This is a genomic window from Fibrobacter sp. (assembly GCF_017545445.1).
Classification (GTDB): Bacteria; Fibrobacterota; Fibrobacteria; order Fibrobacterales; family Fibrobacteraceae; genus Fibrobacter.
In genome coordinates, this window is record NZ_JAFWOM010000175.1 from 38,323 (window position 1) to 54,663 (window position 16,341).

The window sequence follows — 16,341 nt, forward strand, 5'->3', positions numbered from 1 at the left end:
AGGGAGGAAAATATGAAGATTACTCAGATTGAAATTGGTCGTTTAGATGAAAATGATCGCTTGAATTTGAATGAAAAAGTGAGAATGAACAATTTAAACAGCATTGTTGTTCTTGTTGGGGAGAATGGAGCGGGAAAGACTCGTCTTTTGCGAACCATTCTTAGCATTCAGGAAAAGCAGAATGAATATCGTAAAAAAAGAGATGCTCTATTAAAGGAAATAGATGAAAAGATAGGAAATTATTTTCTTACTTATGACGAGGAAGAGAATAAAGAGATAAAAGAAATGGAAAATGAAACGGAGTGGATTGGTCATTTAAAATTAGATGGTTTAGACAAGAGTAATTATCCTAATATAATTTCATTTGTTCCATCAACATCAAAGTTGAAAGATTGGAGAGATTTTTCAAAAAAAGCATGGATGAAAAAAGCAGTAGAGTGCGAACGTTTGAATATAGATGCACTTGCAGAAGGAACAACTTCGTTTATTCAAAAATTATCAGATCAATCTCGGGAAGCCGAATTTCACTTAATGCAAAAAAAAGAAAAAGAAGATTCTACTAAAATAAATGAGTATAACAAGCGAAAAGGCCTTTATACAAAATTTTCCAAATTGGTGAAAGATAATTTGAAATTAACACTAGACCGCAATGAAAATGGCGATGCTGTGCTGCTTGATGAAAAAGGAAATGGCGATGTAATTGCTGAAGCAAAGTTATCCGAAGGTCAACAATTGTTGTTGCAAATGTGCGTTCAATTATATGCTAAAGACGCTCAGTCTGATGATTATATTTTGTTATTAGATGAACCTGAAGTACATCTTCATCCGTCTGCAGTTATTCAATTTGTTGAAGATGTGAAAAGAAAAAATAAAAATGGGCAAATATGGATTGCAACACATTCTTTGGCTTTGGCTTCGCATTTTGATCCTGATGATATATGGTATGTCTCTGGAGGTGAAGTTGAAAAAGCTGGAAGAAAGTCAGAGAGAATATTGAAAGGGCTTATAGGAAATGAAGAAGATATAGAAAAATTGAGGCAATTCACAGATTTGCCTTTTCAATTTGGAGTTACAAGATTTTCGACGCAATGTTTGTTGCCTCCCACTGTTGTTGAAACAGGAGCTAAAGATCCTCAGTTTCAACAAATAAAAGAAATCTTTAAAATTCAGCAATCACAGGGAGGAAAAATCAAGCTTCTTGATTATGGCGCAGGTAAGGGACGGTTGATATCGTCTTTTGCCGAGGATGGATCTAATTCAAAAGAAATATTAGATTATTACGCTTATGATAAGTCTGTTGAAAACAAAGAATGTTGTATTGGTAATATAAAGAAATTTCATAATGAAGATGCAGAATTAAGATATTATAGCGAAATATCAAGTTTGGATAAAAATTCATTTGACATTGTTTTAATGTGTAATGTATTGCATGAAATAGATTGCAAATATTGGAAAAGTATTTTTGAAGATATCAGTAAAATTTTAAAAAAAGATGGATTTTTATTGTTTGTCGAAGACAATATTATTCCAATCGGTGAACTGCCAAATAGGATTGGCTTTCTTGTTTTGAATACACTGCAATTGAATGAACTCTTTCAAACAAAAATATTATTGGACGATATAAGAGATTATCATGATTACGATATGAGTAACCGGTATAAAAAAGGGCGATTAATGGCTCATTTGATTTCTGCAAATGTATTGAAAAATGTTACGGAAACATCAATAAAGAATGCTATAAAATCTTTAAAAGAAATGTCTAAAGTAAAATTGTATGAATGTAGGGATCATGCAATAAGTGAAAGTGATGACAGTACATGTAAAGATGGCTTAGAATATGGTTTCTGGTTAAATCAATATGCAAATGCCTCCCTTTGTTTAGATAATTTGTGATAATAAAAATATCTAAGGTCATAAGAGTTTGAGGTGATTTTATGTCAAAGTCCCGAAAGGTAACCCCAGTTTCCATTCGCAGTTCGGCTGCGGAGAGTTCAGTTATTAAGAAATACTTAATAGTTCAAAAAATTTTTGCTACCTAAAAAAGGATAGAGCTGATATGGATGAAAAAGAGTTACGGAAAATTATTCGTCAGGGCAAAATGTGGGGACAATTTGTCATCCCCCTTTACGTCGCAACGGCTGGAGAAAATCAAATGTATAAATTTCCAATTTTGCTCCGGTCACAAAATGAGACCGGTTTTACATACTGAATTTTTCAGGATCACAAAGGTGATAAAAATGGCGGATTAAATGGCAGATTATTTGGCTGATTATTTGGCACGTTAAAAGGCACATTAAGCGACACATTAAATGGCAGATTAAAATACTTTGAGGTAATTTATGAGCAACGAACAACAGCCTGATTACAGAGAAATTCCGACATCGCAGATTCCGGCGATGCGGTTATTGGCGAATCTCGGGTTTAAGCCGCTTACACCCGAAGAGGTGATGCTGGAGCGCAAGGGTAAGCTTGCCAACGTGTTGCTCGAAGATATTCTGCTTTCGCAGTTGCGTAAACTGAACTCGTTTACGCACAAGGGGACCAAGTGTGATTTTAGCGAAGAAAGCTTGCGTGGTGCTGTATTAAAACTGAAGAACATGCAGTATGATGGCTTGGTGCGTACGAATTACAAGATTTACGACTTGCTCACGCTCCCGCAATCCGAAGAAGAGTCGGTTGAGGGCGACAAGCGCAGTTACGACATCCGCTATGTTGATTGGCAAGAACCGGCGAACAATGTGTTCCATGCTGTTGCCGAATTCGATGTGGAGTGTGCGAAATCTAATGCCCGCATCATTCCAGATATTGTGCTGTTTGTGAACGGGATTCCATTTGCGGTTATTGAAAATAAATCGCCCGAAGAAGGTGTCAAACAAGGTATTTCGCAGATGATTCGCAACCAAGGGGATGATTATATTCCTCGGTTGTTTACTTTTTGCCAAATGCTTTTGTCTGTCAGCATGAATGATGCGACTTATGCCACTGTTGGGACTCCCGAAAAGTTCTGGAGCCTTTGGCACGAGCTAGAAATCAAGGACAAGGAAATCGAAGCTGCGATTAACAAAAAGGTTCCGGCTGAAGATGAAGACCGAATATTCTCGGTGCCGAAATTCAAGTCGTTCCGCAAGGATAATCCGCAGACAAAGCGTGTGGTGACGGAACAGGATAGATTGATTTATTGCCTGTGCAAGCCGGAGCGATTGCTTGAAATGGCTTATCGTTTTATTCTGTTTGATGAAGGTATAAAGAAAATAGCTCGTTATCAGCAGTTCTTTGTGGTCCATTCGGCGTTGAAACGCATTCGGAACATTGATAACGAAGGCAAGCGTAAAGGTGGACTTGTGTGGCATACGCAGGGGTCGGGCAAGTCGCTTTCGATGGTGATGCTTGCTCGCGGAATTGCTCTGGATTCAAAGTATGATCCCGATTGCAATATTGATAATGCGCGTATCGTTCTTGTCACAGACCGCAAGGATTTGGATACGCAGATTCATGATACGTTCAAACATTGCGGAATGGAAGTCATCAAGGCAACTTCAGGTGAAAACCTGCTTAATCTTATGGCTTCTGATACTCCAGCCGTCATCACGACTGTTATTAACAAGTTCGACAAGGCTTTGAATAAGCGGCAATATGTTGAAAAATCCAACAATATCTTTTTGCTTGTCGATGAGGCACACCGCACGCAGTATAAAAATCTGCATGCACGCATGAAACAGATGCTCCCGAATGCCTGCTATATCGGCTTTACGGGAACGCCGCTGATGAAAAAAGAGAAGAATAGCTTCGGTAAGTTCGGCGGGATGATTAAGCCTTGCTATACAATTCAGCAAGCAAATGAAGATGGTGCCGTGGTTCCCTTGCTCTATGAGGGTCGTCATGCAGAACTCAAGCAGGACAAGGCGGCGATAGATCTTTGGTTTGATCGTTTTACTGCGGGGCTTTCGAACAAGCAGAAAGCTGACCTTAAGAAAAAATATGCCCGAGCCGAGATGCTGAACAAGGCAGAACGCGTCGTTTATATGCGTGCGTTTGATATTAGCGAGCATTTCCGTACAAACTGGCAGGGGACTCCGTTCAAGGCACAACTTGTCGCACCGAGCAAGGAAACTGCTATTCTGTACCATGAATTCTTGGATGAAATTGGTTCCGTGAGTTCGGAGGTTATTATTTCGGGCCCCGATGAGCGCGAAGGTTATTCGGAAGTGGGTGAAGAACCGAGCGACCGCGTGACGAAATTCTGGAAAAAAATGATGGATCACTATGGTGATGAGGAGGAATACAATAGGTCTATTATTGAAAGTTTCAAGGGTTCGGGTAAACCGGAAATCTTGATTGTATGTGATAAGTTGCTGACGGGCTTTGATGCTGAACGCAACACTGTTCTGTACCTTTGCCGCACGCTCAAGGAACATACGTTGTTGCAGGCGATTGCCCGTGTGAACCGTTTGTTCGAGGAAAATGGCAAGAAAAAAGATTTCGGCTATATCGTAGATTACGCTAACGTTCGCGACAACCTAGATACGGCGCTTGTGATGTACAAGGCACTGGAAGGCTTTGACCCCGAAGATTTGGAAGGCTTGCTGACCGATGTGTCGGAACTAGTGGGCAAGTTGCCGCAGTTGCGCTCTAATTTGTGGGATGTTTTCAGGGGTGTCAAGAACAAGGCTGACCCCGAACAGATGGAACGCCACTTGGCCGATGAAAAACGCCGTAACGATTTCTACAAGGCCCTGCGAGATTTCGGAAAGTGCCTGAGTATCGCGATGTCATCGCAGAAGTTCCTGGAAAAGACTCCTGCCGAAGATATGATGCGGCTCCGCAGGGAGTTCAAGATGTTCTCGGATATGCGTGTGTCTGTAAAGCACCGCTACGCTGACGATGTGGACTACAGCGAGTACGAACCGAAAATCAAGAAGTTGCTCGATACGCACATCCAGTCGGATAATGTGGTACAGACTGTGGCTCCTGTGAATATTTTGGATCCGAAGTTTACGAAGAAACTGAGTGATGACAAGCGTGGTTACGATGCTCGTGGTAAGGCGGCGAGTGCGGATTCGATTGCGCATGCTCTCAAGAAAACCGTGACGGAAAAGATGGAAGAAGACCCGGCATTCTACGAGAAATTCTCGAAGATGATTCAGGATGTCATTGATAGTTTCCAGGCGGGTAAAATTTCTGAGGACGAATATTATTCCAAGGTTCAGAACTTGCAAGAAAAATTCAAAAGCAAGCGACGTGACGATGTGCCCGAGGAAATTAGCGAGAATGAGGATGCCGCAGCTTTTTATGGTGTCGCTTTATCTGCCTTTGTGTATTGCGGAAAATGCGATGCGGCGGAAGCTAGGCGAATCGCCGCAAAAATGGCTTTGTTTACGGTTGAGTCGTTTGAGAAACATCGTAAAATTCAGTTCTGGAATGATACGGATGCACAGAATCGTGTAAAGAACGAACTGGATGACTTTTTGTTTGATGAAATTCAGGTGCGGGAACGCTTTGAATGGTCAAATAATGATATTGATACGCTTGAAGATAAGATTATGAATGTGGCAAGGCGGCGTTCGCATGAATGAGTTGGGCGTTGTTAAATATGGAGACCGCGAGATTGCATACGCGGTTGAATTTTGCTGCCGCAAAACGCTGGAAATTTCTGTAATGCCGGATAGTGCCGTGCAGGTGCGGGCTCCGCAAGGGGCAACGCTCGAAGCGATTGCGCAGAAGGTGCAAAAGAAAGCTCCTTGGATTGTTGAAAAGCAGGACTGGTTTGCGAGATTCCCTAAAGCGCCACCTCCAAGGCAATATCTTGGTGGCGAAACGCATTTGTATATGGGGCGGCGTTACCGCTTGAAAATTGAAAAAGGTACAGAACGCTTGGTGAAAATCGATGGCGGGTTCATTAGAGTTGTTTCTGCGGATGTTCGCCCCGCAACTGTGAAGAAGTTTCTTGACGAATGGTTGCGTGAACGAGCTAAGGTGCAGTTTGAAAAAATATTTGATGCGTGTATCGCCAAGTTTTCTTTGCCGTCATCTTCACTTCGGTTGCAAATCCGCAATATGCAGACGCGCTGGGGTTCACTCTCTAAAGGTGGCATATTGACCTTGAACATAAAACTGATTGCTGTCCCGAAGGAATGTATCGAGTATGTCGTGGTACATGAACTGTGTCACCTGAAATACCCGAATCATGATAAAAGGTTCTATCGACTGTTAGAAACACGATTGCCTGATTGGGAAAAGCGAAAATTGAAACTGGAGAACTTGCAGATGTAGATATTTCTTTTTCTATCTTTGGCACTATGAAATTTGAAGAACTTCCCTTGGCGAATCCGTTGCAGCGAGCCGTTCGCGCTATTGGCTACGAAACGCCGACCCCGATTCAAGAACGTTCCATCCCGAGCTTGCTCGAAGGCAAGGACTTGTTGGGAATTGCACAGACGGGTACTGGGAAGACGGCGGCGTTCGCACTCCCGATTTTGCAGCGTTTACTGGATTCCGGGAAGTTTCGTTCGCCGAAGACTTGCCGTGCGTTGATTCTTTTGCCGACGCGAGAACTTGCGATTCAGGTGGAGGATTGCTTCAAGGCGTATGCGCAGTTCACGGCGATTTCGACGGCGTGCATATTTGGCGGTGTGGGCGATGGACCGCAAAAGAATAAACTGATTCGCGGTGTCGATGTGCTTGTGGCGACTCCTGGGCGATTGCTCGACTTGATTGGACAGAAGGCGGTGTCGCTCAAGAAACTGGAATTCTTTGTGCTTGACGAAGCGGACCGCATGCTCGACATGGGATTTATCCATGATATCCGCAAGGTCGTGGCGATGTTGCCGCCTAACAGACAGAATTTGTTCTTTAGCGCGACGATGCCCGATGAAATTTCGAAACTCGCTGCGACGATTCTGCGTCCGAACCCGGTGCGTGTGGAAGTCGCTCCGCAGAGCACGCCGATTGAACGCATCCGTCAGGAACTGTACCGCATCGACAAGCGTCGCAAGGGGGCGCTCCTCAAGGAACTTTTAGCGGAACATCCCGAGATGAAAAAGGTACTTGTGTTCTGCCGCACCAAGCATGGTGCGGATAAAATAGTACGTGTGCTTGAAAAGGCGGGCGTCAAGTGTGCTGCCATTCACGGAAACAAGAGCCAGAATCGCCGTCAAGAAGCGCTTGGAAACTTCAAGTGTGAACAAATTCGAGTGCTTGTCGCGACGGATATTGCAGCTCGCGGCATTGACGTGGATGATGTGAGTCATGTGTTCAATTACGATTTGCCGAATGAACATGAAACGTTCGTGCACCGCATTGGCCGTACAGCCCGAGCGGGGAAGGAGGGCGTTGCAATTTCGTTCTGCTCGCCGGACGAAGAATCCGATTTGCGCGGTATCGAAAAACTGACCCGCGTGAAAATCCCGGAAGGTGACCAGAGCATTTATGACAAATTGCCACCTCCGCAAAAAGAAACCGTCGAAAGCATGATGCGCAATTCTCGTGGTCGCATGTCCCGCGAAGATGCTCAGGCCCGTGCTGCGGAAACCCGCAACAATCGCGGTCGCAAGGACAATCGCGGAAAGCAGAATTCTGATAAAGTGATGATGGATGGAACTGCGCAAAGTGCAAACACTGAAAATGTGCAGCTCCATGCGAATGAATCGCCGCGCAATCAAAAGCATGGTCATGGCAAACCGCATCCGCAAAATGCGCCACGCAATCTTGAACTGAATTCTCGCAATCCCGCTCAAAACGTTCCGACCGGCAACTCCCCGAACCCGCAAAACGGTGGTCGCCATCATCGCCGCAACCGTCCCGGCTCCCGTGCCCGCCGCCGCATGCGCGAATCGCAAAACCAACAACAGTAAGTGCGCGTAAAGCCCGCGCATCTTGTCATCCTCGCATCTCGTCATCCAGAGGGCATAAGCCCGAAGACAACCACAAAAGGCGAGAGTCGCAGTTCGTCATCCTCGACCGTTAGGGAGGGGATCCAGTGATGTTTTGATTTGCATCGTCATCATGGCCTTAGGTCCCTGAGCTCGGTTGGTGAGCCTGCCGAACCATGCCGAAGGGCCGGGGCCGCCTTACACGGCACTAATCGCAGATACTGCACTCATTGCTGTCATCCCGGACTCCGTTCCGGGGTCGCCTTACACGGCACTAATCGCAGATACTGCACTCATTGCTGTCATCCCGGACTCATTCCGGGGCCGCCTTACACGGCACTAATCGCAGATACTGCACTCATTGCTGTCATCCCGGACTCCGTTCCGGGATCGGCATTCTCGTTTCTACAATACTCTTGTGTTGTGAAAATTGCTTAAAATTTTTCAATAATTTATAAAATTATCTAAATTTTTGTAAAAATTGATATTTTGTGTTGTATGACTATTGCGTTTTTGAAAATTTTGATGTATATTTGATTTCAGGAACGAATCGGGCGCATAAACCGAAATTCGTTTTAACTGGCGGCCACGACAAAAAATAGAGGTCGCAGTAAGGAGGAAAAGTGAAAGAAATTTTGGAATATACGAGCTATCGTCAGTATATTGCAGATTACTACGCCGATAAAAAGGCGAAATCTGCATTTACTTGGCAAGAGTTCGCAAACGAAGCTGGTTTTTCTTCGCGTGTTTATCTGAAATACGTGAGCGAAGGCCGCTTTAACTTGAGCGAAACGGCGACTGCTCGCGTCGCTGATGCCATGCGCCTGGCCGATTACGAAAAAGAATATTTCGCAGAAATGGTCCGGTTTGACCATGCGAAAACGGATGCTGAAAAGAAGGCAGCCTTCAACAAAATGCTTGCCATTGCCGATGCGCACAAGGCTAAAATTTTGGAAGGCGATTCATTCCGTTTTTTTGAAAGCTGGAAAAATCCAGTCATTCGTGAACTAGCCCCTTCAATGCCTGGAGCAAAACCGCTTGCTCTTGCCCATGCCTGCCGCCCGGAAATCACCGCCGCCGAAGTCAGCGATGTACTGAACTTCCTTGTTAAAGGCGGATTCCTTGAAAAAAATGAAGAAGGCAATTACGTTCAAACAGAAAAATCCTTGACGACGGGGCCGATGAGCGTGACTCCGTTGGCTGTCCGCAGCATGCACCGCCAAATGGGCGAACTTGCGCTTGAGGCGATTGAAAGTGTAACTCAGGATAAACGAAATTTTTCTGGTGTCACATTCGGCATTACGAAAGAAGGCTATGACGAAATTGTGCAAGAAATTGCCGATTGTCGTAAACGAGTTGTCGCCATTGCTCGGAAAAATGCCGCAACGGATGAAGTCTATCGTCTGAATATGCAACTTTTCCCGCTGACGCAAAAACAAGATTTAAAAAAATAGAGTTGGAGGAAATTATGAAGTACTCAAAAATAAACAAAAATTTTGTATGCAAAATGGCTATGCTGCTTGCCTTTGTATTCGCAGCGTGCTCGGAAAACAATGTCTCTGTTGCAGGAGGCACTGTTGAAGAAACGGGCGTCTATGCTTTGGCGGGGCAAGTGGGTGCTGTTGCTAAAATGAGTGTCATGCCGGATTCTTTGAATTCTTCGAATGTCTTATCTGTAATGCCTGGAACTGTTGTTAAGGTTTTTGAATTGGATTCGATTTCGTTGGATACGACGGGACGTATTTTTGTCGATACAATTTTAGATAGTAACGGCCATTTTGATTTTAAGAATCTTTCGCTCAATAGCCCGTATGTTCGGATAAGCGTGCTTGATCCTTATAATCATTTGTTCTGCCAATCATGGGTTGCTGCTTTTGAGGGGCGCGAAACCTGCGCTGACGGTCTTACAGATGTTTATGTTCCTGAATTAACTTCAATTGTAGATTTACGGGTGTCTAAAAATATCGAGTTAAATATTTTGACGCTTATGAAGGCTCCTATTTTGTACGATTATTTTGTTGCCGGAATGTCTTTTGCTGAGGCGGGAGAAAAGGCTGAACGTGATATACTTGAAAGTCATGGAATATATAAGAATTTTGTCCCTTTTGAAACTCCGCAAAATGAGTGCGATGCTGAGTTTATGCGTGTTAAAGAGTTTATATCTACGATTCATGAAGACGTCAATATGTATTTTATGGGGGATACCAATACTATTCTTTTGGCATTTGAAGAAAGTATTGATTTTTATGCACAAATTCCTCGTGCAGCTTTTTCTTCTAGTAAAGAAAATGAGTCGTTGTATGAGAGGAATATGTCATATCAGGAATTGAAAGTTGGCTTTATTGCTAAGCGCCAAGGCTTGGAACAATGTACAGACTCGCGTGAAGGTGAAACAGCTCCCTATGGGGAACGTGAACTTGCTTGCCGTTCTGGAAAATGGGAATTGCAGTATAAAAGGATTGAATTTACGAGTGGAACCATGGTCGATGATCGTGATGGAAAATCCTATAAAACGGTGACGTACAACATTAACGGTAAACCGCAAACTTGGATGGCGGAAAATCTGAATTTTGACGGATCGGTTATGCCGAATGGTGATACGCTGAAGTCTGATTTACGTGAAAGCGCGGGCTGTCTTGCTGGCGATGAATTTGCCTGCGAAGTAAATGGCCGCTTGTATGAATGGCAGGCTGCGATGAACATGGATAGAAACTCGATGAAGGTGTTTCTTGCGCTTCCTGAGAGCGATACGGTTTTCTTGGATGATAAGTGTAAATCTATGATTGAAGATTTAAATAAGTGCAATTCAATTGAAACTTCTAATTGCGGAGAAAAGCGTAGGGAAAGCGGAAAATATTGTAAAACTCTTTATCCTGAAGGCATATTGACGATGCTTGGCGAAGGTGATGCACTTTGGAAATGGAATTATGCGGATTATTTATCCCAGTCTAATATAATGAATTATCAAGGCATATGTCCTGACGGATGGCGTCTCCCGAATCAAAGGGATTGGAGTTCTTTATATGAATACTTTACTAGTCAAGGAGTGACTGTTGCAGCGCTTGCTGATGAAGTTGCTACGGGTTTTAATATGAAAAGTTTGGTTTTGATAAGGAGTGATGAAGATTGGCTAAAGAGGGGACCAAATTTTGTGGCAGTTCCTGATATTGAAAAAGGGTATAATCAATCGGGGTATAGTTCGGCTGTTGGTTGGGACAATGGTTGTTCTATGAAAGTGAATGGCGAATGTCTTGTTTCTGCGCGCTATCGCTATGACTTTGCTTCGACATTTTATTCAGTTCGTTGCATCAAGAATTAAGGAATTGGAGGCTGCAGTGATTGGATCGTCATCGGAAGAAACAAGTGTCATTGCTTAAGAAACCTAAAAAGGGTAGAAAAAAGAAGGCGGGCTTCGGCCTGCCTTTTTTTATACGGATTCTTACGCGTGTATCTTGCTATCCTATTATGCTCATGTGTCTCGTCGTCCTCAATGCTGTCACCCCGGATTTGTACAAGTACAAAGCACTTCGGCTCAGTTATGAAAATGCAAGCATTTTCGCAACATTCGCCTTGGTTGCTTTTATTCCGGGGTTGCCTTACACGCATCTCGTCATCCTGAGGGCGTTAGCCCGATATATGAAACTAGGCTCTTTAGAGCCTTAGTTGAATTAGGTTCGTAGGAGCAGGATCCAGTTATTTTTCAAACTTGTGCTTTTCGTTATCAAGGTTCAGCCCCGCGATTTGACTTTCGAGTCTTGTTGCTTCTGCGTGTAGCTTTTGAAGAAATGTTGCGGTGGCGGGGGAGTCCGCATCTTGTATGCGGTGGTTTGCGCTTTTCAGGAATTTTTCGACTTGCTTGATGTTGTCGCGTGTTTTCTTGTCGCAGTAGGTTTCTACCATGCGTTCGAAAATGTATTCTTCAGCGGTTTTGGACAAGTGAATCATGTCGTTGTCGTAAAAGCGGTAGTCGCGTAGCTCGTCCATCACGATTTCGTAGCTAGGAAAATAACTGACTGTCGTTGTAGATTCCTCTGCAATTCCAGCCATGTCATCGCGAGATTCCGCCGCGAATCCGGCCTTGTCATCGCGAGATTCCGTCGCGAATCCGGCCTTGTCATCGCGAGACTCCGTAGGAGTCGTGGCGATCTCTCTTATAAACTTCTCTATCGCAAGTTGCAGTGTCGCTTTCGAAAGCGTGTTCTCGTGCGCACCGTCGCTCAAGTGCCGGAGTGGCGAAACCGTGAAAACAATCCGCATATCGCTTTTTATCTTCCGCAAGTCTTGCACGATGCATTCCAACGCTTTTACAACGTGCTCTACGTAAATCATTTTACGTATGAATAAATTAGGATTTTGACGATGACAGTTCGAAACGGCGACCGCGTACCCTTTCAAAAAATACACGAATGCAGTCCCGAGCGTGATGAATACGGCGTCGGCTTTTTGCAAAAATTCCCGTGCGTTGGTTACGGCATTGTCCAGCTTTGCAATGCACTCTTCGCGAGTTGCCGCGGAAAGCGAACTGTGTGCATCCCAGCAATGCCATGGTGCGTCGCTATGCTTGCCGCTATTCTTCGGTTTGCCGAGAGATTCTAACCATTCCTTTTCGCTAATCGACCGCATGTCCTGAAAAACTTCTGGCTCTCCAAATTTTTTCTCGTTTGCAATCGCATGGATTTGTGCTGCTATCGAAAGCGGATTATAGACAGTCCCGAACGGATTGACGAGAACCTTGAATTTGCGTGCCGCAAACTGTGCAGAAATGTTATCCGCGAAGCACGACCCGAAAAATGCAATGTGCGAATTGTAGTCAATTTGCCATTTGGCCGCCGGAATGTCGATTTTAGTGAAGAAATTCATGGAAAAAATATAAAAACATTTTTTTGTGTATGACCAAGCTTGATTTTACATACTAAAACGCCTGTTTTTTCTTTTTAGTATGTAAATGATGTTTTGTTACTTTGTGTGCTTACATACTAAAATTACTTTTGTGGCTTTTAGTATGTAATTTTTGCGGCAAAAGTCTGCTTTGAAGTCGAATTTGAAGAGAAAATGTCGAAAAATCGAGTTGTGTGGCTCTTTTGAAGCATTTTCCTGCCGAATTTTACATACTAAGAAGTCGAATTTCCTTTTTTAGTATGTAATTGAAGTAAAGTGATTGACTTTTCCCGTGCGGATAATTGCGTCAGACCTTCCGACACCGGCGGTGTAATTCAAACTTAAAAATTCATATTGTAAAATTTGATAATTTTCTAAATTTCTATAAAAATCTTTAAAATTTTAAATAAAAATAAAATTTTATATTGTGAAACTATTGATTTTTGAAAATTAATGAACTATATTTGGAATATCAACAGTCGGTCCGCTAGCGAAACCGTTCAAAAAAGTTCCTAGAAGAGACCGTTTTGTAAGGAGGATAAATGAAAGATATACTTGAATACAGGGACTACCGCCAGTATATCGCAGACTACTACGCCGATCGTAAGGCGAAGTCCGCGTTTTCTTGGCAGGAGTTCGCCAAAGCGGCGGGTTTCTCGTCGCCAGTTTACCTTAAATACGTGAGCGAAGGCCGCTTCAACCTGAGTGAAGAAGCCGCTGGGCGCACGGCGAAGGCCATGCATCTTGCGGATTTCGAATGCGAGTTCTTTGTCGAGATGGTCAAGTTTGACCATGCGAAGAGCGATGATGAAAAGCGTGCGGCGTTCAGCAAAATGATTTCGATTGCGGATGCGAATAAGGCGAAAATCCTAGAAGGCGAATCGTTCCGCTTTTTCGAAGACTGGAAAAATCCGGTACTCCGCGAACTTGCTCCCGCCATGCCTGGCGCAAAGCCTTTGGCACTCGCTCATGCCTGCCGCCCAGAAATCTCTGCTGCCGAAGTCAGCGAATCGCTGAACTTTTTGGTCAAGGCGGATTTGCTCAAGAAAGACAAAGACGGCAATTATTCCCAAACAGAAAAAACGGTGACGACCGGCCCGATGGATGTTACGCCGCTTGCGGTTCGCGGAATGCATCGCCAGATGGGCGAGTTCGCGCTCGACGCTATCGAGGGCGTGCCGCAGGGCGAACGCCATTTTTCGGGCCTTACGCTTGGCATTACACGCGAAGCGTACGAGGAAATTGTGCGGAAAATTGCCGAATTCCGCAAGGACATCATCGCGATTGCGACACGTGAATCTGCGACAGACGAAGTCTATCGCTTGAACGTGCAGTTCTTCCCGATGACAAACAAAAGTTTAAATAAAAAGGACTAGGAGGAAACCATGAAAAACTTAATTCGTAACACGCTTGTGCGTGATTTTATCGGGGTTGCGTTCTGCTTGATGATGTCGCTTGCACTGCTCATGATGTATTCGGGTTGTTCCGAAGACAATTCTCCGATAAACGGCGCTCATGGCGGTGCCGCCGAAGAACAAGGTGTGTATGCTTTGGTGGGGCAAGCTGGCGATGTGTATCCCCGATTGCTGAAATCGGCGGAAGAAGAGGGGAAGGATTCTTTGAAGAACGAAGGGTCTGTGTTCGCTTCAAAGGGGACGATTGTCTCTGTTTATGAACTGGATTCTTTGACTCTTGATACGACGGGCCGCTTCTTTGTGGATGCTGTAAATAATGATAGCGGCTACTTTAAGTTTGATAGCCTTGATTTGAATAGCCCGTATGTGCTGATTGTGATGCAAGAATCTTGCTATACGGAAGATTGCCGAGATCGAGGCTTGCGTTATGCGTATAATGATGAATTTGTTAAAAATGAAAATTCGCATAAGTACAAACAAACACTGAGTGCTATGGTGTGTCTGCGAGACATTGAAAAGGTCCGTGTCAATTCGTTGACGATGGCGAAAATACCTCTTTTGCGGGCGTACATGGCCGAAGGCAAAACTTTTGCAGAAGCAAATGAATTGGCAGAACGGGAAATTCTTGAAAATTTGGGAATATATGATAATTTGGGGACGTTCGAAGATCTTTCTCGCGATGATTCGGAATTGTTCTATGTGAATGAACTGTTCCGGCTAGATTCTGCTGATATCCGCTTTCAAATGGGCCGGTTGAATATACCTCTTTATTTTGCTCCTGTCGAAGCCTTCTCTGTATTGGGCAAATCTTTGGAAGAGTACTATTTGAATTCTGTGAAAATGATTGAATATGAAATTGGCTATTTGGCTCGTCAAGATGGTTTGGGACGTTGTTCTGAAGCACGCGAAAATGAGACAGGAGCGGTGAAGGATGCGCTTGGGAATGATATTGCTGTTGTGTGCCGTTCTGGAAAGTGGACTATCGGATTTAAAAAAATTGACCATAGCAAGGGTTCTGTGACGGATAAGCGCGATGGGAAAATTTATAAGACGGTAACGTATAATTTTGGCGGAAACTCGCAAACTTGGATGGCCGAAAATCTCGATTTTGCAGATGCTGCTTCTTGTTATCATCCTGAAGTTCATGGCGAAGGTTGCGGAGCTTATGGTCGTGAGTATCAATGGCATGACGCGATGAAAATCGAGGACGATAGTATAAAATCGTATTCGGTCGGTGCACAAGGCGATACCATCCTTTTGAGCAAGAGGTGTGTAGATGCGTATCTTAATGATTCAATGTTTTTGGCTTCTGTGAAGGCTGTTGTTGATTCTTGTGATACGGTGTTGTATGGAAGTGAAAATCAGGAGAAAGGGCGTATTGCAAGATCTTGGGCTTGGAATTACATGGATTATGTTACTCCAACGAACCAGAACTCTTATCAAGGTATTTGCCCTGATGGGTGGCGTATCCCGTCGTTAGATGATTGGATGACTTTGTTGCGAAATTTGGGCGAACAGTATGGCGTTGATTATAGTTCCGTAGTGCCGGTGTTGTATGACGGTGAAGCGACAGGATTTGGTTTGAAAAGCTATATCTATGCCTTGGGCGGTGGCGATGGGGCTGAGTATTTTAGGGTGCTCATTCGCAGGATGGGGTTCTACAATTATTTTGTTATGGCTGATGTGCTTTTCTATGTAATGGATTTCTTTAACACGTGGAAAGTGCATGAAGGATTTGATTTGAATTTCCCTTCCGAAATGCACATGACTATTTATAAGAATGAAAATAAGGAGCAGGTTTCTGAATTGCTTCAAGGCGCCTTGAGTGATCCGTATCAAAAAGCCGCTGTCCGCTGCATCAAAAATTAATCTCTCTCTCTCCCTTTTGTGTAAGGAGGAACGGAAGACGGGGTTCGCCCCGCCTTCTTTTTTGCATTCTCCATCAGCCTTGGGTACTGTCATTCCCGACTCGATCGGGAATCTCTTTTTCGTTGTTGTCACCCCGGCCGTTGTGCCGGGGACGGTTTTTAACCATTAACCATTGACCAATGGCTATTGTCTATTTTCTATATTGTGAAAAATGCTTGATTTTTTATTAAAATTTTGTAAAAATGCTAAAATTTGATAAAAAACTAAATTTTATATTGTAAAAACTATTGACTTTTTTGAAATTTGATAGT

At 43.8% G+C, this 16,341-nt stretch carries 9 protein-coding genes; 8 read left to right on the top strand and 1 reads right to left on the bottom strand.

Annotated elements, in window-relative coordinates; genetic code table 11:
• Window positions 1-12: 12 nt before the first annotated feature.
• The 6 genes from IKG78_RS19995 to IKG78_RS20020 all read left to right on the top strand — a co-directional run bounded on the left by IKG78_RS19995 (window position 13) and on the right by IKG78_RS20020 (window position 11,187).
• On the top strand, window positions 13-1,893 hold the full coding sequence (locus IKG78_RS19995) for an AAA family ATPase (protein ID WP_290947362.1): 1,881 nt from the start codon (window positions 13-15) through the stop codon (window positions 1,891-1,893).
• Window positions 1,894-2,339: 446 nt separating this feature from the next.
• The gene (locus IKG78_RS20000; protein WP_290947365.1) at window positions 2,340-5,573 is read left to right on the top strand and encodes an HsdR family type I site-specific deoxyribonuclease; all 3,234 of its coding nucleotides are present in this window, start codon (window positions 2,340-2,342) and stop codon (window positions 5,571-5,573) included.
• Window positions 5,566-6,270, top strand: coding sequence for a SprT family zinc-dependent metalloprotease (locus IKG78_RS20005; RefSeq protein WP_290947368.1), 705 nt, complete (start codon window positions 5,566-5,568; stop codon window positions 6,268-6,270). Before IKG78_RS20000 ends, IKG78_RS20005 begins: the two co-directional genes overlap by 8 nt.
• Window positions 6,271-6,296: 26 nt before the next feature.
• Window positions 6,297-7,850 carry a DEAD/DEAH box helicase gene (locus tag IKG78_RS20010; protein ID WP_290947371.1) on the top strand — a complete coding sequence of 518 codons (1,554 nt, stop codon included), beginning with the start codon at window positions 6,297-6,299 and terminating at the stop codon, window positions 7,848-7,850.
• 641 nt (window positions 7,851-8,491) lie between these two features.
• On the top strand, window positions 8,492-9,322 hold the full coding sequence (locus IKG78_RS20015; protein ID WP_290947374.1) for a TIGR02147 family protein: 831 nt from the start codon (window positions 8,492-8,494) through the stop codon (window positions 9,320-9,322).
• Between the two features lie 14 nt (window positions 9,323-9,336).
• Window positions 9,337-11,187 carry an FISUMP domain-containing protein gene (locus tag IKG78_RS20020; RefSeq protein ID WP_290947376.1) on the top strand — a complete coding sequence of 617 codons (1,851 nt, stop codon included), beginning with the start codon at window positions 9,337-9,339 and terminating at the stop codon, window positions 11,185-11,187.
• Between the two features lie 374 nt (window positions 11,188-11,561).
• On the opposite strand, the gene IKG78_RS20025 is transcribed toward IKG78_RS20020, so the two are convergent.
• Window positions 11,562-12,728, bottom strand: a complete 1,167-nt coding sequence (locus tag IKG78_RS20025) for a GSCFA domain-containing protein (RefSeq protein ID WP_290947379.1) — start codon at window positions 12,726-12,728, stop codon at window positions 11,562-11,564.
• Between the two features lie 560 nt (window positions 12,729-13,288).
• Between IKG78_RS20025 and IKG78_RS20030 the strand changes: the two genes are divergently transcribed.
• Complete coding sequence (locus IKG78_RS20030) at window positions 13,289-14,122, top strand: TIGR02147 family protein (RefSeq protein WP_290947382.1); 834 nt, start codon at window positions 13,289-13,291, stop codon at window positions 14,120-14,122.
• Window positions 14,123-14,131: 9 nt separating this feature from the next.
• A complete protein-coding gene (locus IKG78_RS20035; RefSeq protein ID WP_290947385.1) occupies window positions 14,132-16,030 on the top strand; it encodes an FISUMP domain-containing protein in 1,899 nt (632 codons plus the stop codon).
• The last annotated feature ends 311 nt before the right edge of the window (window positions 16,031-16,341 follow it).

Excerpts from the sequence above, each read along its gene's own strand:
- IKG78_RS20005 (WP_290947368.1), top strand. The coding sequence starts at position 5,566 with ATGAATGAGTTGGGCGTTGTTAAATATGGAGACCGCGAGATTGCATAC.
- IKG78_RS20000 (WP_290947365.1), top strand. The coding sequence starts at position 2,340 with ATGAGCAACGAACAACAGCCTGATTACAGAGAAATTCCGACATCGCAG.
- IKG78_RS20020 (WP_290947376.1), top strand. The coding sequence starts at position 9,337 with ATGAAGTACTCAAAAATAAACAAAAATTTTGTATGCAAAATGGCTATG.
- IKG78_RS19995 (WP_290947362.1), top strand. The coding sequence starts at position 13 with ATGAAGATTACTCAGATTGAAATTGGTCGTTTAGATGAAAATGATCGC.
- IKG78_RS20010 (WP_290947371.1), top strand. The coding sequence starts at position 6,297 with ATGAAATTTGAAGAACTTCCCTTGGCGAATCCGTTGCAGCGAGCCGTT.
- IKG78_RS20025 (WP_290947379.1), bottom strand. The coding sequence starts at position 12,728 with ATGAATTTCTTCACTAAAATCGACATTCCGGCGGCCAAATGGCAAATT.
- IKG78_RS20030 (WP_290947382.1), top strand. The coding sequence starts at position 13,289 with ATGAAAGATATACTTGAATACAGGGACTACCGCCAGTATATCGCAGAC.
- IKG78_RS20035 (WP_290947385.1), top strand. The coding sequence starts at position 14,132 with ATGAAAAACTTAATTCGTAACACGCTTGTGCGTGATTTTATCGGGGTT.